This is a genomic window from Lentzea nigeriaca, assembly GCF_016907955.1.
Classification (GTDB): domain Bacteria; phylum Actinomycetota; class Actinomycetes; order Mycobacteriales; family Pseudonocardiaceae; genus Lentzea; species Lentzea nigeriaca.
Genome location: NZ_JAFBCX010000008.1, coordinates 92,112 through 115,003 on the forward strand (window position 1 = coordinate 92,112; position 22,892 = coordinate 115,003).

A 22,892-nucleotide genomic window follows, 5' to 3' on the forward strand; every position below is an offset into this window, starting at 1 on the left:
TTTGAACACGTTGTGAGCCCCCTCACTGCCAGCTCCGCCGCCCTGGATCGAGCAGTCTTGGAGGACTGATGAAGCGGTTCCTCGTCGGCGCAGTCGCCGCCGCGTGCACGGCGATGCTTCTCCCCGCGCAGGCTCAGGCCGCGGTCAACCCCGTGCTCGCCGCGCCCTACCTCTACCAGTGGGGCAGCGTGCCCAGCGCGACGAGCGTGATGCAGCAGACAGGCATCAAGTCGTTCACCCTCGCGTTCATCCTCAGCGACGGCGGCTGCAACCCGAAGTGGGACGGCACCCGTTCGCTGACGGGAAGTGACAAGACCCTGATCAGCAACATCCGCGCGGCCGGCGGCGAGGCCACCCCGTCGATCGGCGGCTGGTCCGGCAACAAGCTCGGCCAGAAGTGCTCTTCGGCGACCGCACTCGCCGGCGCGTACCAGAAGGTGATCGACGCCTACGGACTCAAGGCGATCGACATCGACATCGAGGCGCAGGAGTTCGAGAACAACACGGTCCAGGACCGCGTGCTCGGCGCGCTGAAGATCGTCAAGCAGAACAACGCCGGGCTGAAGGTCGTCATCACCATGCCGACCGAGGCCAGCGGCCCGAACTCCTGGGGCAAGCGCCTGATCACCCGTTCCAAGGAGCTCGGCGCCCCGATCGACACGTTCGCGGTCATGCCGTTCGACTTCGGCAGCGGCGGCGACATGTCCGCCAAGACCAAGAGCGCGGTCGACGGCCTGAAGAACCACATCAAGGCCACGTACGGGCTGAGCGACGACGCGGCCTACCGGCGCAGCGGCCTCTCGTCGATGAACGGCAAGACCGACACCGGCGAGACCGTCACCCCGCAGAACTTCCGCGACATCGTCACCTGGGCGAACTCCAAGCACCTGTCCCGCGTCTCGTTCTGGGCGGTCAACCGGGACAAGGGCAACTGCGGCGCCATGAGCGACTCCTGCTCCGGCATCAACCAGCAGACCTACGAGTTCACCAAGGCGCTGGCGAAGTTCACCGGCTGAGCAAGATCTCCTCCGGTGACCGGACGTGTCCCCGACCCCCGTCCGGTCACCGGGGCTCCACCCGCTCCAGGAACTGTCCGGGCGTGCACGCCACGCCGAAGTAGTCGCCGGTCGCGAAGTCCGCACCGGCCCCGCGCCACCACCGGGCCTGCTCCGCGCTGCTGATGCCGTCCACCGCGACCGTCACGCCCGCCTTGCGCACCAACGGCATCAACGCCGTGATGTACGGCGATCGGCGCTCGACCAGGCTGCGGGCCACACGCACCGACTTCACCGGCAGTTCCAGCACCGTGGCGGGATCCAGTGGACCGAGCCCGAAGTCGTCGATCCCGACGTGGACACCGAGCCCGGCGAGCACACCCAGGTTGTCTGCGGCGTCGGACTCCGGCAGCACCTCGGCCGGCATGCTGACCGCCAGCTCGTGCATCTTCAGCCCGGTCTCACCGAGCACCCGGACCACGCGCTCGACCAGGTCCGCGTCGGACGACTGGTGCGCGGTGAGCCGCACGACCAGCGAGTGACCGAATTGCCGGCGCTGCCGCCACCACGCCGACTGCCCGCTCGCGACGCGCAGCAGCCACTCGCCGAGCGGCAGGATCAACCCGGTCGCCTCCGCCAGCTCCGCGCACCGGTCGTGGCCCAGCGCCTCCGCGTCCGGGCGGTCCCAGTGCAACCCCGCCTCGACGCCGGTCACCTCACCGTCGGAAAGCCGCACGATCGGGCGGTACCGCACGGTGATCTCGCCGGTCTCCCACGCACCTGGCATCGTCACGGCCACCGCGTGGTGCCTGCGTTCGTCCGCGTCCTGCCCGGGGTGGAACACCTCCCACTGGCCGCGCCTGCGCACCTTGGCTCTTCGCAACGCCGTGTCCGCCGCGCGCAGCAGGTCGACCGGCTCGGCCGCGCTGTCCGGCCGGTGCACCACGCCAGCGGTCACCGACACCGCCAGGCCGTGACCGTCCACATAGGTCGGTTCGAGCAGGTCGTCGTTGATGCGCTTCATGATCGAGCCGATGCTCGGCGTGGTCGGCGTGTTCTCCACGAGAAGGCCGAACTCGTCGCCGCCGAACCGGGCGATCATGGCCTTCTCGGGTTCCATCAACACCTGCAACCGCCGGGTGACGTGCTGCAGCAGCCGTTCGGCGACGCGGCTGCCGAGGCTGTTGCTCACCATGCCGAACGCGTCGAGGTCCAGGTGGAAGATCGTGACGCCGTGCTCGGGATCGGCCCTGCGCAGCGCGATCTCCAGCTGGGTGGTGAAGAACTGCCGGTTCGGCAGCCCGGTGAGCACGTCGTGCAGCGACTGTCTGCGCAGTTCTCCCTGCAACAGCGCGAGTTCCGTGCCGTCCTCGACGACCACGACGAAGTGGCTCGGCTCGTTGTCGGCACCGCGCAGCAACGACGCCGTCAGCGACAACCGCGCGATCTCACCGTCCTTGCGCCGCATCTGCTGCGACTGCCGGATCCGTTCCGCGGTACCGCTGACCAGTGCGGCCATCGCGTCGCGCAGCGTCTCGGTGAAGCCGGGGACGGTCAGGTCGAGCAGCGCTGTCCCGGTGAGGTCCTCCGGTGCGTGCCCGAGGATGTCGCTGACGGCCGCGTTCGCCCTGATCAGCCGGCCTTCGAGGTCGACGATCAGCACGCCGCTCGCCGACGAGGTGACCACCTCGTTGAAGCGGGCCTCGCTCTCCTTGAGGTTCCAGTTGGCGTCGCGGACCGCCTTGAGCAACGACCGCTGCATGCTCTCCTGCTGGGTGAGCACCGACTCTGTGTTCGCCGCGGTGAAGCCGCTCCCGAGCGCGCCGATCACGAGAGCGACCCGTTCCGCGTACCGCTCGACGCGCCCGAACTCCGGCAGCGCGAGCAGGCCCTTGCCGAGCACGTCGGTGGTGCAGCGCAACCCGGACCGGCCCAGGTGGCCCAGGCCCGCCAGTTCCGCGCCGGTGCGTTCGGCCGGATCGGCGGTGAACGGGTCCGCGTGCAGCACCTCGCACAACGCGTCCAGCCTGCCGGCCAGGTCCGCCTCGAGAGCGTCCCTGCCCATGGGGATGGCCACGCAGCTCTGCAGCAGATAAGCCCATTTCCGGGCAAGCGTCAGCCGCGCCCGGACAACGTCCTCGGGCGACGGCGATACGTCGGGTATTCGACTCGGGCTCGGCATTCGGGGCTGCCTCGTCGGGGCTCAGATTTTCCGGCAGTTTATCCACGAACTGTAGGCCCCTGGTCGACCGTCAGAGTGAATGACCGCCACTCTATCGGGATTCTCTATGGTTTCCGCGCGACCCCTGCGTACGCGACCCTGTTCAACGACGGATCGACGGAGATGTCGCCGGGCCCGGCCGGCCTCCATTCGGCGAATCCGACCAGTCCCGGCTCGGCCAGCTCGAAATCACCGAACAGCGCCAGGATCTCGTCGCGGCCGCGTTGGACGACCTGGTCACCACCCGCCTGGTTCATCCGCTCGGCGGCGGCCTTGGCGCCCTCGTTGTCGTGGTCGTTGGCGAAGTGGGTGATCGCCAGGTAGCTGCCGCTGGCCAGCGCCTCGCGGTAGTGCTTCAGCAGGCCCCACGGATCGGCCTCCGTGGGCACCCAGTGCACCATGAACAGCATCAGCAGGCCGATCGGCTCGTCGAAGTCGAGCACCCGGCGCGCCACGGGACTGTCCAGGATGCTCTCCGGATCACGCATGTCGGCCTGGAGCACGCCGGTCCGGTCGTCGCCCGCGAGGATGAGCTCGCTGTGCGCGACGGCCACCGGATCGCGGTCGACGTAGAGCACGCGGCACTCGGGATCCTCCGCCTGCGCGACCTCGTGCACGTTGGACACGGTGGGGATGCCGGAGCCGATGTCGAGGAACTGGCGCACGCCCTGCTCGACCATGAACCGCACCGCGCGGCCGAGGAACGACCGGTTGATCCTGGCCGCGCTGCGGGCGTGCGGCATCACCAGCTCGATCTTGTCGCCCATCAGGCGGTCCACCGCGAAGTTGTGCGCGCCGCCCAGCATGTAGTCGTACAGCCGGGCCGCGCTCGGCACCGACACGTCCACGCTCTGCGGAACCCAGTTCTGCTCGACGGGCACGGTGACCACCTCTTCAGGTTGCGGACGCACAAGCTTAGTCACCCGCGAAGGTCGCCTCGCTCATCCATCGGTGTGAGCACATGCCACCCGTTCGGACACTGTCACGCTCACCCGAATGACTCCTATTGTGGTCCGTCTCTTTCCACTCACGAGGAGTGATGATGTCTGTCCCGGTGGCGCCTGGCAGGCTGCCATTTCTCGGGCACACCCTGCCGATGTTGCACAAAAGATTCGAGTTCACGGCGAATTTACGACGTCAGGGCGATCTCGTCGAAGTAGATCTCGGCCCGATGCGAACTCTGTTCGTGACAAGTCCCCAGTTGATGCATCAGGTGCTGGTCACCGATGCCCCGAAGTTCAGCAAAGGGAGGATGTTCGACAAGTTCCGCCCGTTCATCGGCAACGGGCTCGCGATGTCGAACGGCCCCTTCCACCTGCGGCAGCGCCGGATGATGCAGCCGGCGTTCCACCGCGACCGGATCGCCGGTTACGCGGAGATCATGGCCCGCGCGACGCGCGAGCTGATGGACCAGTGGCGGCCGGGTGAGGTCCGCCGGGTCGAGGCGGACATGCAGGGTCTCGCCGTCACGATCGTCGGCGAGTCGCTGTTCTCCACCGAGATCGGCAAGCGCGCGATCGACGAGGCCCGCCGGTCGATCTTCGTGATCATCAAGAACGGCATCGTGCGCGCGCTCTCACCGGGCTTTGTCGAGAAGCTGCCCATCCCCGCCAACCGCGAGTTCGACGCGGCCATCGCGAGGATGCGCGCGATCGTCGAGGAGGTCATCGCGAGCTGGCGCGCCGACGAAACCGACCAGGGCGACCTGCTGTCGATGTTGATGCTCGCGCGGGACTCCGAGACCGGCGAGCCGATGACCGACCAGCAGGTCTTCGACGAGGTCATCACGTTGCTGTCGGCGGGAATCGAGACCACCGCGCTGGCGCTGGCGTGGATCTTCCACGAGATCGCGGCGAACCAGGAGATCGAACGGCGGGTGCTGGCCGAGATCGACGAGGTGCTCGCAGGGCGCCCGGTCACGTTCGACGACGTGCCGAAGCTGACCTACGTGGGCCGGGTCGCGAACGAGGTGCTGCGGAAGTACCCGCTCTGGCTCCTCATGCGCCGTGTCGCGGAGGAGGTCGAGCTGGGCGGAGTCCGCGTGTTCCCCGGCACCGAGCTGATCATCAGCCCGCACGCGATGCACCACAACCCCGAGCACTTCCCCGACCCCGACCGCTTCGACCCCGACCGCTGGACCCCCGACCGCGCCCGGCAGCTCCCGAAGGGCGCGTTCGTCCCGTTCGGCGGCGGGATCCACCAGTGCATCGGCAACCACTTCGCGCTGACCGAGATCGTCATCGCGGTGGCGACCATCTGCACGCGCTACCGGCTGGTCCCCGTCCAGCCCGTGCGCACCAAGTTCACCAACGCCGTCTACCCCGTCGACCTTCGGATGAAGGCCGTGCCCCGCTAGTTGGAGGTTGTTCTCCGATGCGTCTCCGTCGGCTCTGCGCCGCCGTATCGCTCGCATTGCTCGTCCCCGTGCCCACTTCGGCGAACGCGGCCCAGACCAGCTGTCAGGACGTGTACACCCCCGTGCGCTTCGGGCTCATCCAGCAGACCATGTACGGCAGGCTGTGCGTGCCGCGGGGCGCGACCACCGTCCAGGTCCTCGTCCCCGGCGGCACCTACACCAGTGAGTACTGGGACATTCCCCTCGACTCCGGGTCCCGTTCCGTCCGGCGCGCGATGAACAACGGGGGCATCGCCACGATGGCGGTGGACCGGATCGGCACCGGAAAGAGCAGCAGGCCGCTGAGCCTGCTGGTCGACGTCACCACCCAGGCCGAAGCGGTGCACCACGTGATCGCGAGCCTGCGCCGGCGGTTCGAGAAGGTGCTGATCGGCGGGCACTCCATCGGATCAGCCATCACGATGACCGAGGCCGGCCGGTACCGCGACGTCGACGGCGTGCTCGTCACCGGCATGACCCACCTGTGGGACTACACCAGGGTGGTGCCGGCGCTCGCGAACTCGATCCCCGCCACGCTCGACCCGAAGCTGGGCGCGCGCGGTCTCGACGCCGGTTACCTGACCACGGCGCCGGGCGCCCGCTACGGCATGTTCCACGCGCCAGGCCCGAACATCCCGGCGGTGATGGACTACGACGAGTCCACAAAGGACGTTTTCTCGGCAGGCGAGGCGGTCACCACCGTCGTGATGTCCAACATCGTGCTGCCCGCGAGCGCCACCATCGACGCCCCGGTGATGTCGGTGCAGACCTCGGCGGACTACTTCTGCGGCACCCCGCCGCTCGGCGCCGACTGCTCGTCACCGGAGGCGCTGGTCAACTCCGAACGGCCGTTCTTCGGCGACGCACCGCGGGTGGACGGCTTCGTGCTGAACGGCTACGGCCACTGCTTCAACTTCGCACCCGACTCGGCCGGATACCACGCGGCGGTCGTCGCGTGGCAGCGCGGCATCTAGAGGTTCTTCAGGAATTCTCCCGCATCGAGCGGAGCACCGAAGTGGGCGCCGATCGCGAGGTCGGCGCCCGCTTCCGCCCACCACTTGGCCTGTTCTGCGGTCTCGATGCCGTCCACGCAGATGTTCACGCCCAGCTCGTGCACGGCCGGAACCAACGCGGCGGAACGAGGATCCTGACGCCGCACCAGGTCCTTCGGCACGCACACGGACACGATCGGCAGCTCCGAGAGCCAGGCCAGGTCCCGCGGTCCGAGGCCGAAGTCCTCCAGGGCGATCGCCACTCCCCTGGCCGCGAGCGTGCTCAGGTTCTCCGCCGCGTCGGCCACGCCGAGCACGCCGACCGGCATGCACAACGTCAGGCGCTCGTGCGGCATCCCGGTCTCCTCCACGACTTTCGCCACCCGTGACACGAGATCCGCGTCGGTCGCCTGGTGGCGCGTGAGCCGGACGCCGAACTGCGCGTCGAGCTCGCCGCGCTGACGCCACCACTGCGCCTGGCCGGCCGCGATCCTCATCAGCCACTCGCCCATCGGCAGGATCAGCCCCGTCTGGTCGGCGAGCTCGGCGCACCGGTCGGAGAGATCCCAATGCAGCAACGCCTCGACGCCCGCCAGCTCACCGGTCGCGAGCACGCGAACGGGCCGGTAGCAGACACCGATGTCGCCCTGTTCCCACGCTCCCGGCATCACGACGGCCAGCGCGTGGTCGCGCCTGCGTTCGGTGTCCTGGTTGCCGTGGAACAGTTGCCACTGACCACGCTGGTCCTTCTTGGCCTGCCGCAACGCCAGGTCCGCCATGCGGAGCAGCTCGGTGGGGTCGATGTCGGGCGAGGGCCGGTGCACGACGCCCGCGCTCACGGAGACCGCGAGCCCGTGTTCGTCCACATAGGTCGGTTCGCCGAGGTCGGTGTTGATGGCCGCCATCATCGTGGCGATGTCCGGTGTGGAGGCGGTGTTCTCGACGACGATGCCGAACTCGTCGCCGTCGAACCGCGCGACCATGGCCTGCTCGCGGGACGTCAGCGCCCGCAGCCTGCGGGCCACGTGTTGGAGCAGGTGTTCGCCGACGCGGCCGCCCAGGCTGTTGCACACCAGGCCGAACGCGTCGAGGTCGAGGTGGAGGATCGTCACGCCGAACTCGGGATCAGCCCTGCGCAGCACGGTTTCCAGGTGCGTGGTGAAGAACTGCCGGTTCGGCAGGCCGGTGAGCACGTCGTGCAGCGACTGCCTGCGCAGTTCTCCTTGCAGCAGCGCCAGTTCCGTGTCGTCGTCGGCCATCACGAGCACATGACTCGGCTTGCCGTCGTCGTCGCGCAGCAGTGACGCCGTCAGCGTCACCCTGGCGAACTCGCCGTCGTCGCGCAGCAGCTGCATCGGTTCGCGTTCGAACTCGCCGCGCTCGGCGAGAACCCGTTCCATCATCTCGCGGAACACCACGATCGACTGCGGCGCGATGAGCTCCACAAGCCTCGTACCGGGCTCCGGCTGGTGCCCGAGGATGTCGCCGATCGAGTCGTTGCCCCAGGCCAGCTTTCCGTCGAGGCCGACGATCAGGATGCCGTTCGTCGACGAGGAGGCGATGCCGGCGAACTTCGCCTCGCTCTGGCGCTGGTCGCGTTGCGCGTCACGGGCGGCCTTGAGCAGCGAGCGCTGCATGCTCTCCTGCTGGTCCAGGATCACGCGGGCACGCGCGATCGTGAAACCGCACGTGAGCGCGCCGATTCCACCGACGACCCGGACGGGGAGTTGATCGACCGCGTGGAATTCCTCCAGTGCCAGCAGGCCTTTGCCCAGCACGTCGACAGTGCGGCGGAGTCCGGGCTCGTTGACGTAGCCGAGAGCGACGAGTCGCTCGCCCGCCTCCTCGAACGGAGCAGAGTCGAACGGCTCGCCGTGCAACGCCGCGCACAACGCATCGAGCTGGGCGCTCAGTTCAGCGTCCAGCTCGTCTCTGCTCAACGCGACGACGATCACGCTGCTGAGCAGGTAGCTCCACTTGCGCGCCAAGGCTTCGCGCGCGCGGCCGGCGGCGGTGTCCGGCGGTGGAGCGGCATCGGGTCTTCGGTTTGGATTCGTCATTCCCGTTGCCCTGTATGGGTTGGAGAGTGTTCGGCAGTTTACCTACCGGCAGTCGACGCATACTGCGCCGACGGAGTGAATCTCCGACACTACAGGATGGTTTCAGTCCTTACGACCGACCCCTGCGTACAGGAACATGTTCATGCTCGCCTCGTCCGCGATGTCACCGGGTCCGTCCGGCCGCCACTCCCCGCAGCCCACCAGGCCGGGCTCGACCAGGTCGAACCCGTCGAACAACGCGCTGACCTGCGCGTGCGTGCGCATGTGCATCTGGTCCGCGCTCTTGCTGCGGTTCACCACCTCGGCGGCTTTGTCGACGCTTTCGTCGATCTGGTCCTTGGCGACGTGCGTCATCACGATGAAGCTGCCGGCGGGCAACGCGTCGCGGTAGGCGGCGACGAGCTTCCGCGGGTCGTCCTCGTCCGGCACCCAGTGCAGCATGAGCAGCATGAGCAGCCCGATCGGCCGGTCGAAGTCCAGCAACCGCCTGACCTCGGCATGCGCCAGCACGGCCTCGGGATCACGCATGTCGGCCTGCACGATCGCGGCGTTCTCGTTGCCGGACAACATCAGTTCGCTGTGCGCGACGGCGACCGGGTCCTTGTCGACGTAGACGATGCGCGCGGCCGGGTCGCGGTTCTGCGCGACCTCGTGCACGTTGGCGACGGTCGGGATGCCGGAGCCGATGTCGAGGAACTGACGAACTCCCTGGTCCATCAGGAAGTTCACCGCGCGGCCGAGGAACCGCCGGTTGAGCCGGGCGACGCTCGGCAGTCCCGGGACGAGCTTCTCGATCTGGGAGCCGACCTCACGGTCGGCGGCGAAGTTGTGGGCGCCGCCGAGGATGTAGTCGTAGACGCGGGCCATGCTGGGCACGTTCGTGTCGATGCCGAGCGGCACCCAGTCCTGGGTCTCTGCCACGGTGCACACCTCTTCGGTTCGTGGCGTTCGGGGAAGACGAACGAGCTTAGTCACCCGAGCGGCAACGGCCTTGGACCAACAGAGTGATGAGAAACCACCCGATCAGGCACTGCCGTCTTCCCCGAACGGCTCCTAGGGTGGTCCGTCCCCCTCCGGTCCAACTCCTTGGAGTCTGGATGCCCGTCCCGGTGGCTCCCCGCCGCTGGCCGTTACTCGGGCACACCCCGGCGATGCTCACCCAGCGCGCCAAGTTCACCGACGCGCTGCACGAGCACGGCGACGTGGTGCGCCTGGACCTGGGCCCGCTGCACGCGTACTTCGTCACCAGTCCCGCACTGACCCACGAGGTGCTCGTCTCCCAGGGGTCGAGGTTCCGCAAGGGCGCGATGTTCGACAAGTTCCAGCCGTACCTCGGCACCGGACTGCTGCTGTCGAACGGAGAGTTCCACCTGCGCCAGCGCCGGTTGATGCAACCGGCGTTCCATCGGGAACGAATCGAAACCTATGCCGCGACGATGGCTCGTGCCGCTGCCGCGCTGGCCGCGCGGTGGCGACCGGGCGAGGTCCGCGTCATCGAGAACGACATGCAGGAGCTCGCGGTCACGATCGTCGGCGAGGCGCTCTTCTCGACCGAGATGGGCAGACGGGCCGTCGAGGAGGTCCGCCGGTCGATCTTCACCGTCATCCAGCAGGGCATGATCCGCGCCCTCTCCCCGTCGTTCGTCGAAAAGCTCCCGATCCCGGGCAACCGCGAGTTCGACGCGGCCATCACCCGAATGAAAGCCGTTGTGCTGCAAGTGATCGAGAGCTGGCGCACCGACGGCATCGACCACGGCGACGTGCTCTCGATGCTGCTGTTGGCCGGCATGACCGACCAGCAGACCTACGACGAAGTCCTGACGTTGCTGACCGCCGGTATCGAAACCACCGCGATCGCCCTGGCCTGGGCCCTCTACGAGGTGGGCCGCAACCCGGAGATCGAACACCGCCTGCACGCCGAGGTCGACGCAGTCCTGGGCGGTCGCCCGGTGACGTTCGCCGACGTGGCCTTCCTGACCTACACCGAGCAGATCGTGCAGGAAACCCTGCGCAGGTACCCGATCTGGTTCGTGATGCGCCGGACGCTGACCGACGTCCAGCTGGGCGACGTCCACCTGCCGGCAGGCGCCGAGGTGATCGTCAGCCCGCACGCGCTGCACCACGACGAGCGTTACTTCCCCGAACCGCGGCGCTTCGACCCCGGCCGCTGGACGCAGGAATTCACCGCAGGCCTGCCGCGCGGAGCGTTCATCCCGTTCGGCGGCGGCAACCGCCAGTGCCTCGGCAACACCTTCGCCCACACCGAGATCGTCATCACGCTCGCCACCGTCGCGACGCGCTGGCGTCTCATCCCGACCCGTCCGGCGCGCGTGAAGTTCACGTCCGCCCCGTACCCCGACGGTCTGCGGATGAAGGCCGTCCCCCGCAACTAGTTGGAGGGTGTTCTCCCATGCGTTTCCGCCGGTTGTGCGCCGCGGCTCTGCTCGCCACCGGAACACTGTTAGCCCCCACACCCGCCTCGGCCGCAGTGACGTGCGATGACGTCTACACGAACGTGAACATCGGCCGGACCCCGCTCGTCCCGTCCCTGGAACGGATGTACGGCCGCCTCTGCGCTCCCCAAGGCGCCAGGACCGTCCAGGTGCTGATTCCCGGAGGCACCTACGACCACTCGTACTGGGACATCGGCTACGACCCGGACACCCGCTCCTACACCAGAGCTCAGAACAAGGCGGGCATCGCCACCCTCGCCTTGGACCGCCTGGGCACCGGCAGGAGCTCCAAGCCGCTGAGCGCCCTGGTCACCGCCTCGACGCAAGCCGGCGCGGTCCACCAGGTCATCCAAACCCTGAGGCCCCGCTTCGAGAAGGTCATCGTCGCCGGCCACTCCATCGGCTCCGCGATGGCCATGATCGAGGCGGGCACCTACCACGACGTGGACGGCGTCCTGGTCACCGGCTTCACGCACAAGATGAACTACGTCACCGTCATCCCGGTGCTGGCCAACATGATCCCGGCACGCCTCGACCTCGGCTACCTGACCACGATGCCGAACACCCGCTACGACTCGTTCCACAAGCCAGGCCCCCTGGTCGACGGCGCCATCAGGTTCGACGAGTCCACCAAGGACGTCTTCTCCGCCACCGAGGCCGTCGACACCATCCTCCTGGACACCGTGATCATCCCCATCTCCCTTCGGATCACCGTCCCCGTCCTCCTCGTGGTGGGCAACGACTTCCACTTCTGCGGCAACGATTTCCCGCTGATGGGAAGCGACTGCTCCTCCGCCTCCGCGTTGAAGGCCGACGAGGGCCAGTTCTTCCCCTCGGCAACGCGCCTCGACACCTTCATCCTGAACGGCTACGGCCACTCCATCAACTACGCCCCCAACGCCCCCGACTACCACTCCGTTGTGGCCACCTGGACGAAATCGATCTGACTAGACTCAGGGGATGGACGAAGAGATCCACGAGCGAGTCCGCGACTTCATCAAGGCCATCCCCCGCGGACGAGTCGCCACCTACGGCGACATCGCGGATCTAGCCAAGGCCCCGTCGCCACGGCTGGTAGGCCGCATCCTCAACGAGGACGGCCACGACCTGCCGTGGCAACGAGTCCTGAGGGCCGACGGCACCTGCGCCCCGCACCTCCGCGAGACCCAACTCCAGCTGCTGCACGAAGAGGGCGTCCCGAACCTCGACGGCAAGGTGAACCTGCGCGAGTACCGCTGGGAGGACGCGCGCAAGGAGGAAGAGCCGGGCCTCTGGTAGCGACGCCGAGGCCCCCGCGTGGCGATGCGAAGCGAGCCGTCCCAACCGCGATGCCGAAGCCGAGCTGGGCAGGGCATTGCCGACCCACCCGCACCACCGCTCAAGCCGACCGCACCAACCCCGCCCGAGCCGCGTAGTACTTCCGCAACAACGCCTCAACCACAAGCGGATGCGCCCCAATAGGCGCAGAAACAACATCCGCTCCACACTCGTCCAACGACGAATGAAACACCCCAGGCGCCAACAGCCAAGAGGCAACAGCAACCCGCCGCCCCACCACCCCCGGCCGCCTCCGCACCTCGGCAACGACATCCGCCACCCGAGGCGTAGCCGTAGCCACATACCCGACGGCGGCAGCCCCGAGCATCCGAGCAGCCCGCCCGACGTCAGCCAACGCCCGAGCATCGGAAGAACCCGCCGCGGCGAGCACCACTGCGTCGCCGCGGCGGAAGCCGGCTTCCCGCAACCGATCCCGAACCGCCGGCACCGCATCCACTCCGAGCGGCGACGTCAGCACCACACCCTGCCGATTCCCGATCTGCTCGGGAATGTCCACCCGGACGTGATACCCAGCAGCCAAGAAGGCGGGAACCACCACGCAAGGCCCGTCGACAACCGACCGGACGTCAGGCTGCCGAACATCGGCATACGCAACCTCGACCGGAACGTCCACAGAGGACTGGACCGAGGCCGCGATCTCCTCGCACACCACGGCCCCACGAGGGTCCCGCGTACCGTGAAACGCCACTACAAGCTTCATGCGGGCTCCATCGCCAACCGGTAACCACGCTTGACAACCGTGCACACCATCTGCGGCGACCCGAGAGCGGTCCGCAACCGCCCGATAGCCGTCTCGACAGCGTGCTCCTCACCCCCGGAAGGCAAGGCAGCCAACAGATCCTGCCGGGAAACCACCCGTCCCCGAGCAGCCACCAGAGTCCGCAGAACAGCCATCGGAGCCGGCGCCACAGGCCGCAGCTCCCCGTCGATCACCACGGCCTGCGCCCGCATCTCCATGTCCCGAGAAGCGATCCGCAACCGAGTGGCACGAGCCGGCAGCTCCAAAGCCAGCTCACGAACCATCGACCCGATCCGCGACCGCGCGGGCTGCACCACCGGAATCCCGGCAGCAACCAGCGGCCCGGCGGTGATCGCCCCGACGCCGACCACGAGAACGTTGCGCCGCAACGCTTCCACGAGATCCGCGTACCGAGGACCGGCCGTCCGCAAGACCGACGACGCCGCCGGCGCGCTGGTGAACGTCAGCGCGTCCACCTGCCCCGCCAGCGTCGCGTCGATCAACCGCTCCAGCGGCGCGATGTCGGCGGGCGGCTCCCAGCGGTACACCGGGATCTCGACGACGTCGGCACCGGCGGCGCGCAGCGTGTTCACGAAGTCCGGCAACGGTTCGCCGTGCAGCTGAACGGCCACGCGCTTGCCCGACACGCCCATGCGGAGCAGGTACTGCAGCAGCTCGGCGTTCGACTCCGACTCCGGCGACCAGGTCTCGACCAGGCCGGCCGCCCGCACCGCGCCCTTGGCCTTCGGGCCACGCGGCAGCACGACGACGCCTTCGAGAGCGCGGTGCAGGCGGGCGGCCAGTCCCCACCCCTCTGCGGCCTCGAACCACCCGCGGAAGCCGATGCCGGTCGTGGCGACGACGACGTCGACCGGCGCCGAGACCAGCTGCGAGGTGGCCTGGTGCAGCTCGGCGTCGTCGGGCAACGGCAGGATTCGGATCGCCGGGCCGTGGATGACCGACGCGCCCTTGCGTTCCAGCAGGGCGATGAGTTCGTCGGCGCGACGGGCCGCGGTCACCCCGATAGTGAAGCCCGCCAACGGTCCGTTCATGGCAGCTCCACGACGCCGTCACGCACGCGGACCTGGTGCACCGCGACGGAGACGGCCGGCTCGTCGAGGCACTTGCCGGTCGCCAGCTCGAACGCCTGCTTGTAGACCGGTGACACCACGACGGGAACGCCGCCCCGGTCGCCCACGATGCCGCGCGACAGCACCGCGGCACCGCTGAACGGGTCGATGTTGTCCAGCGCGTGCAGGGATCCGTCGGCGGTCAGGAACACCGCCACCTGCGTGCCGTCGGGCAGCAGTGCGGCCACGCCGGTCTCGGGACGCAACAAGTCGAAGTCACAGACGACGGTCACCTGACGACCTCCGGAATACCGAGCTGGACGGGAACGCGCTGACCACGCTCAGCGCGGAACGAGATCGTGGGGTCGGGCGTGCCGGGCGCGTTCACGAACGACGTGAACCGCGCGAGCTTCTCCGGGTCCTCCAGCACGCCCTTCCACTCGTCGGCGTAGTCGTCGACGTGTGCGGCCATGGCGGCTTCCAGGTCGTCGCAGATGCCGAGCTTGTCGTCGACGACGACCTCGCGCAGGTGGTCGAGCCCCCCGTCGAGGCCTTCCAGCCACGCGGAGGTGCGCTGCAGGCGGTCGGCGGTGCGGATGTAGAACATCAGGAACCGGTCGATCACCTTGATCAACGTCTCGGTGTCCACATCGGACACCAGCAGGTCCGCGTGGCGGGGCGTGAAGCCGCCGTTGCCGCCGACGTAGAGGTTCCAGCCGTTCTCCGTCGCGATCACCCCGAAGTCCTTGCCGCGTGCCTCGGCGCACTCACGCGCGCAACCGGAGACGGCCGACTTCAGCTTGTGCGGCGAACGCAGGCCGCGGTACCGCAGTTCCAGCTCGATCGCCAGGCCCACCGAGTCCTGGACGCCGTAACGGCACCAGGTCGTGCCGACGCAGGACTTCACCGTGCGCAGCGCCTTGCCGTACGCGTGGCCCGACTCGAAGCCCGCGTCCACCAGCCGGCGCCAGATCTGCGGCAGCTGCTCGACGGTCGCGCCGAACAGGTCGATGCGCTGACCACCGGTGATCTTGGTGTAGAGGCCGAAGTCGCGGGCCACCTCGCCGATGACGATGAGCTTCTCCGGCGTGATCTCGCCGCCGGGAATGCGCGGCACGACCGAGTACGTGCCGTTGCGCTGCAGGTTCGCCAGGAACCTGTCGTTGGTGTCCTGCAACGAGACCTGCGCCTCGCTGAGGATGTGGCCGTTGTTCAGCGATGCCAGGATCGACGCCACGGCGGGCTTGCAGATGTCGCAGCCACGGCCAGTGCCGTGCTTCTCCACCAACGCGGTGAACGTCGTGATGCGCGTCGCCCGGACGATCTCGAACAGCTCGGCGCGCGAGTACGTGAAGTGCTCGCACAGGGCCTTGGACTGCTCGACACCGCAGTCGGTCAGCAGCTTCTTCAGCATCGGCACGCACGAGCCGCAGCCCGTGCCGGCCTTGGTGCACGCCTTCAGTTCGGCGACATCGCACGCGACACCGGACTGGATCGCGTCGGTGATCGTCTGCTTGGTGACCGCGTGACACGAGCAGACCTGGGCGTCGGCGGGCATCTCGACGTCGACGGAACCACCCGGCTGCAGCAGGGCCGCCGGAACTTCCTTGCCCACCAACGGCCGCAGCGACGGGTACGCCGAGGCGTCACCGACGAGCACGCCGCCGAGCAACGTCTTCGCGTCGTCCGACACCACGAGCTTGCTGTAGGTGCCGGCAACCGCGTTGTTGACGACTACTTCCAGCGCACCCTCAGTAGTGGCGTGCGCGTCACCGAACGACGCCACGTCCACACCGAGCAGCTTCAGCTTCGTGGACAGGTCGGCACCGGGGAACACCTTCGTGCCACCGGAAAGCTGGTCCGCGACCACCTCGGCCATCGCGTAACCGGGAGCCACGAGTCCGTACGCCACGCCTTCGACGGAAGCGCACTCACCGATCGCGAACACGCGCGGGTCAGCGGTCCGGCACGCCGCGTCGACCAGGTAACCGCCGCGCGGCCCGAGCTCCAGGCCGAGGTCGAGGTCGGTGCGCGGCCGGATACCCGCGCTGAACACCACGACGTCGAGGTCGAGCTCGACACCGTTGGCCAGCTTGGCGATCAACCGCGTGCCGTCGCGTTCGATGGAGGACGCGGAGGTTCCGGTGTGCACGGTCAGGTCGAGCTTCTCGACCAGCCGCTTCAGCAGCCCGGCACCACCCTCGTCGACCTGGATCGGCATCAGCCGCGGCGCCAGTTCCACGACGTGCGGCGAGACGCCCATGCCGCGCAGCGCGTTGGCGGCCTCCAGGCCGAGCAGGCCACCGCCGAGCACCATGCCGGAGTGCCGGCCGGGCCGGTCAGCGGCCTGGACGGTCGCCCGGATGTCGTCCAGGTCGTCGATGGTCCGGTAGACGTGGCAACCGGGCAGGTCACGACCGGGAACCGGCGGGACGAACGGCACCGAACCGGTGGCGAGCACGAGCGCGTCGTACTGCACCTCGATGCCGGACGCGCCCGTCACCACGCGGCGTTCCCGGTCGACCGAGACAGCCTTCTCGCCGAGGCGGAGCTCGCAGCCGGTCAGCGGCGTCAGCTCCAGGTCGGCGGAGTTCCAGGTGTCCACATAGGACGACAGCGCGACTCGATCGTAGGCAGGGCGCGCTTCCTCGCCGAACACCACGATCCGCCAGGACGAGTCGCGGAGGATCTCGACGAGCCGGTGGCCGACCATGCCGTTGCCGATCACGACCAGGGTCTGGGTCATCGGGTATCCCTCCTTCCGCCCGGTTATGCTCACCGGGCGGCGTGTCATCCCAAGGTCCGCAACATTTCGCGGGTGTTAAAGGAAACTCTCTTCGCAGCTCAACGCGTTGTGCGTCACACGCCGGCGTAGGCCAGCGAGGGTCGCGTCGCGAACACGTTGCGCCGCAGGTAGAACCACCACGTCGTGCCGAGGCAGAGCGCGTAGAAGACGAGGATCGCCGTCAGCGCGGGCGTCAGCGTCTTCGAACCCTCCAGCGAGAACTTGAAGACGAGGTTCACCAAGACGCCACCGGCAGCACCGATCGCACCCGCGATGCCGACGACCGCGGCGGCCTGGCGCTTGGCCGACTTGTCGTCGTCCACCTGCGTCTTGAAGATCGCCGGGATCATCCGGTAGGTCGAGCCGTTGCCGACGCCCGCCAGGATGAACAGCAGGATGAACGAGGCGAAGAACAGCGGGAAGCTCTTCATGTCCACGCTGACCATGACGCCGATCGTGCCGATCCCGAGCCCGACGAACGTGCCGAGCGTCACCTTGGCGCCACCGATCCGGTCTGCCAGCCAGCCACCGGCGGGACGGGCGATCGAACCGATCAGCGCGCCGAGGAACGCGAGTGACACCCAGGACTTGTAGTCCACGAAGCTGATCTTGATCAGTGACGGGAACGCGAACGAGTAGCCGATGAACGACCCGAACGTGCCGATGTACAGGAACGACATCACCCAGGTGTGCTGGTTCGAGAGCGCCTTCTTGTACGACTGACCGTCCGGCTTGGCCTGCGTGAGGCTGTCCATGAAGAACCACGCGAACGCCGTGGCGAGGACGATGAACGGCATCCAGATCAGTGCCGCGTAGGCGAGGTTGATCCCCGTGCCGATCTTGATGATGACCGGCACGATCAGCTGGGTGATCGCGACACCGAGGTTGCCGCCGGCCGCGTTCATGCCGAGCGCCAGGCCCTTCTTGCCCTCCGGGTAGAAGAACGAGATGTTCGCCATCGACGACGAGAAGTTGCCGCCGCCGAGGCCCATCGCGGCCGAGGTGAGCAGGAAGAACCAGTACGGCGTGCCCGGCGTGGTCACGGCGTAGGCGAGCATCGCGGTCGGGATGAGCAGCAGACCGGCGCTGATCGTCGTCCACAGCCGGCCGCCGAACTTCGGCACCGCGAACGTGTAGGGCACGCGCAGCAGTGAGCCGACCAGGTTCGGCACGATCAGCAGCCAGAACTGCTGGCCGACGGTGAAGTTGAAGCCCACCGAGCCGAGGCTGACGACGACGATGCTCATCAGCACCCACACGCTGAACCCGAGGTTCTCCGCGAAGATCGACAGCGCCAGGTTCTTGCGCGCGATCTGCTTGCCCTTCGACTCCCAGAACTCGGGGTTCTCGGGTTCCCAGTGCTCGATCCAGCTCCGCATGTAGTTCCTCCTGGGGTCGGCGACTGCCGAAAAAGCTAAGAAGTCCGGATTACCGAGGGGTTCTGGCCGATGACGGCGGAGGCAACTCCGCCGCACATCACGCCGAGGCGGGCTGTGAGGCTCCGAGCCAGTCGAGCAGTCCGCACACGGCGTCCTTGCAACCACCACAGCCCGTGGTCGCGCGGGTGGACTCCGCCAGCTGCGGGAGGGTTTCCGCTCCCGAACGCCAGGCCGACACGATCTGTCCCTTGGAAACGGTGTTGCACCGGCAGATCACCGCGCTGGACGGCAGGTCCGCCGGCGACGCGGCCTCCGCGGGCAGCGCACGGCCCAGCAACAACGCCAGTCGATCGGTCGGCGCGGGGATTCCGCGGTCGTAGAACTGGGTGATCGTGGCGGCGGCATCCGGCGCGCCGAGCACGATCGCGCCCGCCACCCGGTCGTCCCGCAGCACGAGCTTCGCGTACCGGCCGCGGGAGGGTTCCTGGAAGCACAGGACTTCCGAGTCCGGGCAGTCCACGTCGGTGTGCACGTCACCCAACGCCGCCAGGTCCACGTCACGGGCCTTCAACCGCGTGACGACGGAGGTGCCGAGGTAGCGGGCCGCCGGGTTGGCGCCGGTCAGACGGTCGGCGAGCACCGCGGCCTGGTCCCAGGCGGGCTGCACCAGGCCGGAGACCGTGCCGGGGTGCTGGGCGCAGTCACCGATCGCGTGGATGCGCGGGTCGCTGGTGCGCAGGGCGTCGTCCACCACGATCCCGCGGTCGACCTCGAGACCTGCCTTGACCGCCAACGACGTTTCGGCGCGCACACCCGCGGAGACGACCACGAGCTCGGCGGGCACGTGGGTGCCGTCGTCGAGGATCAGGCCGTCGCCGGGAAGGTACTTGGCGGCCAGCGAGTTCAGCTTGAACTCGATGCCGAGCTGGCCGAGCGTGCGGGCAAGCACACCACCCGCGCCGGGGTCGAGCTGGCGTTCCATCAGGTGGCCGACGGGGTGGACGACCGTGACGAGGCAGCCTCGTCCAGCCAGGCCACGTGCGGCCTCGATGCCGAGCAGCCCACCGCCGAGGACTACCACGGGAGCACCCTTGTGTGCCTTGGCCTCGATCTCGGCACAGTCGTCGAGCGTCCGGAACGCGACGACCCCCTCCGCAAGCCGCCCGTCCTCGACGAGCCCCTCAGCCGGCGGCACCCACGGCGTACTCCCGGTAGCCAGCACCAACGCGTCGTACTGGACGCTCACGCGGGGCCCTTCCGTACTCTCCGAGAGTACGGAAGCTCCCCGCGTACTTTCGATGGTCACTGTGCGTGAGGCTCGGTCGATCTCGGCGACCTCGTAGCCGAGGCGCAGGTCGATGTTGTGCTCGGCCGCCCACTTCTCGTCGTGCAGCCGGGTCGACTCCGGCGTCATGGTTCCGGCGACCACCGTCGAGAGCAGCACGCGGTTGTACGCGGCGTGCGGCTCGGATCCGATGATGGTGATGGAGATGTCGTGGTCACGACGGCGCAGCTCGTCCGCAAGCCGAGCGCCCGCCATGCCGTAGCCAACGATCACGACTCGTCGCATACCTGCTCCAATCGCACCGCGCAGACCTTGAACTCGGGCATCCGGCTCGTGGGATCGAGCGCGGGGTTGGTGAGCAGGTTCGCCCTCCCGTCACCGGGGAAGTGGAACGGCAGGAACACCGCGTCGGCGCGCATGCTCGGCACGCACCGCACGGTCGCCGTCACCCTGCCCCGCCGGGACACGACGTGCGCGGGCTCACCGGAAGCAAGCCCCGCACGTGAAGCCGTGTCCGGGTGCATTTCCACGTACATCTCGGGAACCGCCTTCATCAGTTCGCCGATCCGCCGCGTCTGCGCACCCGACTGGTAGTGCTGCAGGACCCGCCCGGTGGTGGCCTGCAACGGGAACTCCTCGTCCGGCGGTTCCGCCGGACCCTTGTGGTCGACCGGGACGAACCGGGCGAGACCGTCCGGATGCGCGAACCGGTCGAGGAAGAGCCTTGGCGTGCCGGGATGATCGACGGACGGCACCGGCCAGTGCAGCTGCTCGGCGTCGAGCCGTTCGTAGGTGACGCCGGAGTAGTCGGAGGGCCCGCCGGCGGAAGCCCTGCGCAGCTCCTCGAAGACCTCCTTCGGCTCGGTCAGGAACTTCTCCGCGCAGCCGAGACGTGCGGCCAGTCCGTGGATGAGGTGCAGGTCGCTGCGCACTCCGGCAGGCGGGTCGAGTGCCTTGCGGCGCCTGATGATCCGGCCTTCGAGGTTGGTCATCGTGCCGTCTTCCTCAGCCCACTGCGTGACAGGGAAGACGACGTCGGCCATCGCGGCGGTCTCGGACATCACGAAGTCCGCCACCACCAACAGGTCCAGGGCCTTCAGACGCTCCGCGACGCCGGACGCCCGCGGCGCCGAGACCACCGGGTTGCTGCCGAACACCAGCATCGCCCTGAGGTCGTCGGCGGTCAGCAGCTCGTACGCGCTGCGGCCCGGTCCCGGCAACCAGTCGACGCCCCAGACGTCCATGATGTGCTGCCGCGCCACGGGATCGTCGAGCTTGCGGTAACCGGGCAGCTGGTCGGCCTTCTGCCCGTGCTCGCGGCCGCCCTGGCCGTTGCCCTGCCCGGTCAGGCAGCCGTAGCCGGAGCCGACACGGCCGGGCAATCCCAGCGCCAGCGCCAGGTTGATCCATGCCGACACGTTGTCGGTGCCGGACGCGTGCTGCTCGGTGCCGCGGCCCGTCAGGATGTACGACCGCCCGGCCAGCATGTGCACGGCAGCGCGCTGGTCAGCGGCGGAAACGCCCGTGACGCGTTCGGTGTGCTCCGGCCACCACTGCGCCGCGACCCGCCAGGCGTCGTCGAAACCGCTGGTGCGGGAGGAGATGTACTCCTTGTCGATCACGCCCTCGATGACGGCGGTGTGCAGCAGTCCCAGTGCCAGCGCGAGATCCGTGCCGGGCGCGGGCTGCAGGTGCAACGTCGCGCGCTCGGCGGTCGCGGTCCGGCGCGGGTCGATGACGATCAGCCGCGTGCCCTCCAGGTGACGCAGGAACGGCGGCATCGTCTCGGCCGGGTTCGAGCCCGCCAGCAGCACCGTGTCGGCCGACTTGAGGTCGCTGAGCGGGAACGGCATGCCGCGATCGAGCCCGAACGCCTTGTTGCCCGCCGCGGCGGCGGAGGACATGCAGAAGCGGCCGTTGTAGTCGATCTGCGAGGTCTTCAGCGCGACCCGCGCGAACTTGCCGAGCAGGTACGCCTTCTCGTTCGTCAGTCCGCCGCCGCCGAACACGGCGACCTCGTCTGGCTCGAACTCCTTGATCCGGGAGGCGACGAAGTCCAGAGCCTCGTCCCAGGAGGCGGGCCGGCCGTGGACCAGCGGCGTGGTGAGGCGGCCTGGATGGCGCAGCAACTCCCCCGCCGTCCAGCCCTTCTGGCACAGCCCACCGGGACCAGGGGCCACCTGGCCGTCGATGACGCTCATGGAGCACTGCAGCGCGCAGTAGGGGCAATGGGTCACCCGGCTGACGCTAAGAAGCGCGCGTTAACCCAATGCTCCGCAATGTTTCCAACGTGGAAAGTTGTCAGCTCAGAGCAGTGCTGTGACGTGGTGAGCAGCTCGTTCCAAGCCCGCAAACGACTGTGGCGTTGACAACGGGTGCAAAGCGTGCACTGCCAACCGGAACAGCGTCGCGCGCACCAGAACCTGCGGCCACTCCGCGAGGTGGCTCCACCGCTTGAACAGTCCGGAATCCGCGCCACCCCACGCGACGGCGTCCACCGCGATCACGGCGGCGGCCCACTCGGCGGGGCGCCAGTACGCGGTGAAGTCGATGACGGCGGGCGGGGCGTTGCCCGCGAACAGCACGTTGCCGAAGAGGTCGCCGTGCACGACCTGCGACCGCAGGTTGAGCGGCTTCTGCGTTTCCTTCAGCAGGTCGAACAGCCTGCCGCCGAGGTCGGCCTCGAGCGGCACGTCCTCCTCGCCCCACGCCTTGCGGTCGGCGACGGCGAACACGTCCGTCCGCGCGTCCAGGAAACGGGGCTTGGGCAGGTCGGCCGTGGCCTGGTGCAGACGCTGGGCGACGGCGACGACCTCGTCGTGACGTGCCTCGGCACGACCGGCGAGGAACTTGGTGGCGGACCAGCCGCCGACGACGTACCGGCCGTCCGTGGATCTCAGCGGTCTGCCGATGCGCAGATTGGGCACGTCCAGGCCGTCGAGGGTCTTGGCGATCCAGGTGGCCTCCGCGGGCTTCGGCGCGGGCCGGATCGTGGCGTCGCCGCAGCGCCAGGCGGGGCCGCCGTCGATGAGCTCTGGCTCGGCGTCACGTGCCCCGAACGCCGCACGCACGTGCGCTGGGGGCGGTTCGGGGGACCGGGTCACGATCGGGCACGCTACCTGCTCGGACCACCCGGATGGCGGAACGCAACACGCGGTGATTCGCGCCACCACCCGAACA

18 protein-coding genes are annotated in these 22,892 nt (G+C 68.5%); 6 read left to right on the plus strand and 12 right to left on the minus strand.

Features of this window, described 5'->3' with window-relative positions; translation table 11 throughout:
• Window positions 1-68 precede the first annotated feature (68 nt).
• A complete protein-coding gene (locus tag JOD27_RS26925; RefSeq protein WP_204765073.1) occupies window positions 69-1,016 on the plus strand; it encodes a chitinase in 948 nt (315 codons plus the stop codon).
• A 46-nt stretch (window positions 1,017-1,062) separates the two neighbouring features.
• Here the strand turns inward: JOD27_RS26925 and JOD27_RS26930 are convergent, their stop codons facing one another.
• Together JOD27_RS26930 and JOD27_RS26935 are read right to left on the minus strand one after the other, a co-directional pair.
• Window positions 1,063-3,072 carry a putative bifunctional diguanylate cyclase/phosphodiesterase gene (locus tag JOD27_RS26930; RefSeq protein WP_307830337.1) on the minus strand — a complete coding sequence of 670 codons (2,010 nt, stop codon included), beginning with the start codon at window positions 3,070-3,072 and terminating at the stop codon, window positions 1,063-1,065.
• A gap of 209 nt (window positions 3,073-3,281) precedes the next feature.
• The gene (locus JOD27_RS26935) at window positions 3,282-4,097 is read right to left on the minus strand and encodes an SAM-dependent methyltransferase (RefSeq protein WP_204765325.1); all 816 of its coding nucleotides are present in this window, start codon (window positions 4,095-4,097) and stop codon (window positions 3,282-3,284) included.
• A gap of 161 nt (window positions 4,098-4,258) precedes the next feature.
• Between JOD27_RS26935 and JOD27_RS26940 the strand changes: the two genes are divergently transcribed.
• Together JOD27_RS26940 and JOD27_RS26945 are read left to right on the plus strand one after the other, a co-directional pair.
• Window positions 4,259-5,572, plus strand: a complete 1,314-nt coding sequence (locus JOD27_RS26940) for a cytochrome P450 (protein WP_204765075.1) — start codon at window positions 4,259-4,261, stop codon at window positions 5,570-5,572.
• A gap of 17 nt (window positions 5,573-5,589) precedes the next feature.
• A complete protein-coding gene (locus JOD27_RS26945; protein WP_204765076.1) occupies window positions 5,590-6,585 on the plus strand; it encodes an alpha/beta hydrolase in 996 nt (331 codons plus the stop codon).
• Here the strand turns inward: JOD27_RS26945 and JOD27_RS26950 are convergent.
• On the minus strand, window positions 6,582-8,663 hold the full coding sequence (locus JOD27_RS26950) for a putative bifunctional diguanylate cyclase/phosphodiesterase (protein WP_204765077.1): 2,082 nt from the start codon (window positions 8,661-8,663) through the stop codon (window positions 6,582-6,584). The genes JOD27_RS26945 and JOD27_RS26950 overlap by 4 nt on opposite strands.
• A gap of 102 nt (window positions 8,664-8,765) precedes the next feature.
• The gene (locus tag JOD27_RS26955; protein ID WP_204765078.1) at window positions 8,766-9,584 is read right to left on the minus strand and encodes an SAM-dependent methyltransferase; all 819 of its coding nucleotides are present in this window, start codon (window positions 9,582-9,584) and stop codon (window positions 8,766-8,768) included.
• A gap of 176 nt (window positions 9,585-9,760) precedes the next feature.
• On the opposite strand from JOD27_RS26955, the gene JOD27_RS26960 reads away from it, so the two are divergent.
• From JOD27_RS26960 to JOD27_RS26970, 3 genes are read left to right on the plus strand one after another with little or no spacing between them, the layout of a single operon-like run.
• The gene (locus tag JOD27_RS26960; RefSeq protein WP_204765079.1) at window positions 9,761-11,056 is read left to right on the plus strand and encodes a cytochrome P450; all 1,296 of its coding nucleotides are present in this window, start codon (window positions 9,761-9,763) and stop codon (window positions 11,054-11,056) included.
• A gap of 17 nt (window positions 11,057-11,073) precedes the next feature.
• On the plus strand, window positions 11,074-12,063 hold the full coding sequence (locus tag JOD27_RS26965) for an alpha/beta hydrolase (RefSeq protein WP_204765080.1): 990 nt from the start codon (window positions 11,074-11,076) through the stop codon (window positions 12,061-12,063).
• A 13-nt stretch (window positions 12,064-12,076) separates the two neighbouring features.
• Complete coding sequence (locus tag JOD27_RS26970; protein ID WP_204765081.1) at window positions 12,077-12,394, plus strand: MGMT family protein; 318 nt, start codon at window positions 12,077-12,079, stop codon at window positions 12,392-12,394.
• Between the two features lie 100 nt (window positions 12,395-12,494).
• Here the strand turns inward: JOD27_RS26970 and JOD27_RS26975 are convergent, their stop codons facing one another.
• The 8 genes from JOD27_RS26975 to JOD27_RS27010 all read right to left on the minus strand — a co-directional run bounded on the left by JOD27_RS26975 (window position 12,495) and on the right by JOD27_RS27010 (window position 22,816).
• Window positions 12,495-13,154, minus strand: a complete 660-nt coding sequence (locus JOD27_RS26975; protein WP_204765082.1) for a sirohydrochlorin chelatase — start codon at window positions 13,152-13,154, stop codon at window positions 12,495-12,497.
• A complete protein-coding gene (locus JOD27_RS26980) occupies window positions 13,151-14,245 on the minus strand; it encodes a uroporphyrinogen-III synthase (protein ID WP_204765083.1) in 1,095 nt (364 codons plus the stop codon). The genes JOD27_RS26975 and JOD27_RS26980 overlap by 4 nt, the downstream gene beginning before the upstream one ends.
• Entirely contained in the window at window positions 14,242-14,556 is a 315-nt protein-coding gene (gene nirD / locus JOD27_RS26985; RefSeq protein ID WP_204765084.1) for a nitrite reductase small subunit NirD, read from the minus strand. The genes JOD27_RS26980 and nirD overlap by 4 nt, the downstream gene beginning before the upstream one ends.
• Window positions 14,553-17,009, minus strand: coding sequence for a nitrite reductase large subunit NirB (gene nirB / locus JOD27_RS26990; RefSeq protein WP_204765085.1), 2,457 nt, complete (start codon window positions 17,007-17,009; stop codon window positions 14,553-14,555). The genes nirD and nirB overlap by 4 nt, the downstream gene beginning before the upstream one ends.
• A 113-nt stretch (window positions 17,010-17,122) precedes the next feature.
• Complete coding sequence (locus tag JOD27_RS26995; protein ID WP_204765086.1) at window positions 17,123-18,427, minus strand: MFS transporter; 1,305 nt, start codon at window positions 18,425-18,427, stop codon at window positions 17,123-17,125.
• 97 nt (window positions 18,428-18,524) lie between these two features.
• A complete protein-coding gene (locus tag JOD27_RS27000; RefSeq protein WP_204765087.1) occupies window positions 18,525-19,997 on the minus strand; it encodes an FAD-dependent oxidoreductase in 1,473 nt (490 codons plus the stop codon).
• A complete protein-coding gene (locus JOD27_RS27005; protein ID WP_204765088.1) occupies window positions 19,982-21,913 on the minus strand; it encodes a molybdopterin oxidoreductase family protein in 1,932 nt (643 codons plus the stop codon). The genes JOD27_RS27000 and JOD27_RS27005 overlap by 16 nt, the downstream gene beginning before the upstream one ends.
• A gap of 105 nt (window positions 21,914-22,018) precedes the next feature.
• Entirely contained in the window at window positions 22,019-22,816 is a 798-nt protein-coding gene (locus tag JOD27_RS27010) for a TIGR02569 family protein (protein WP_204765089.1), read from the minus strand.
• Between the last annotated feature and the right edge of the window lie 76 nt (window positions 22,817-22,892).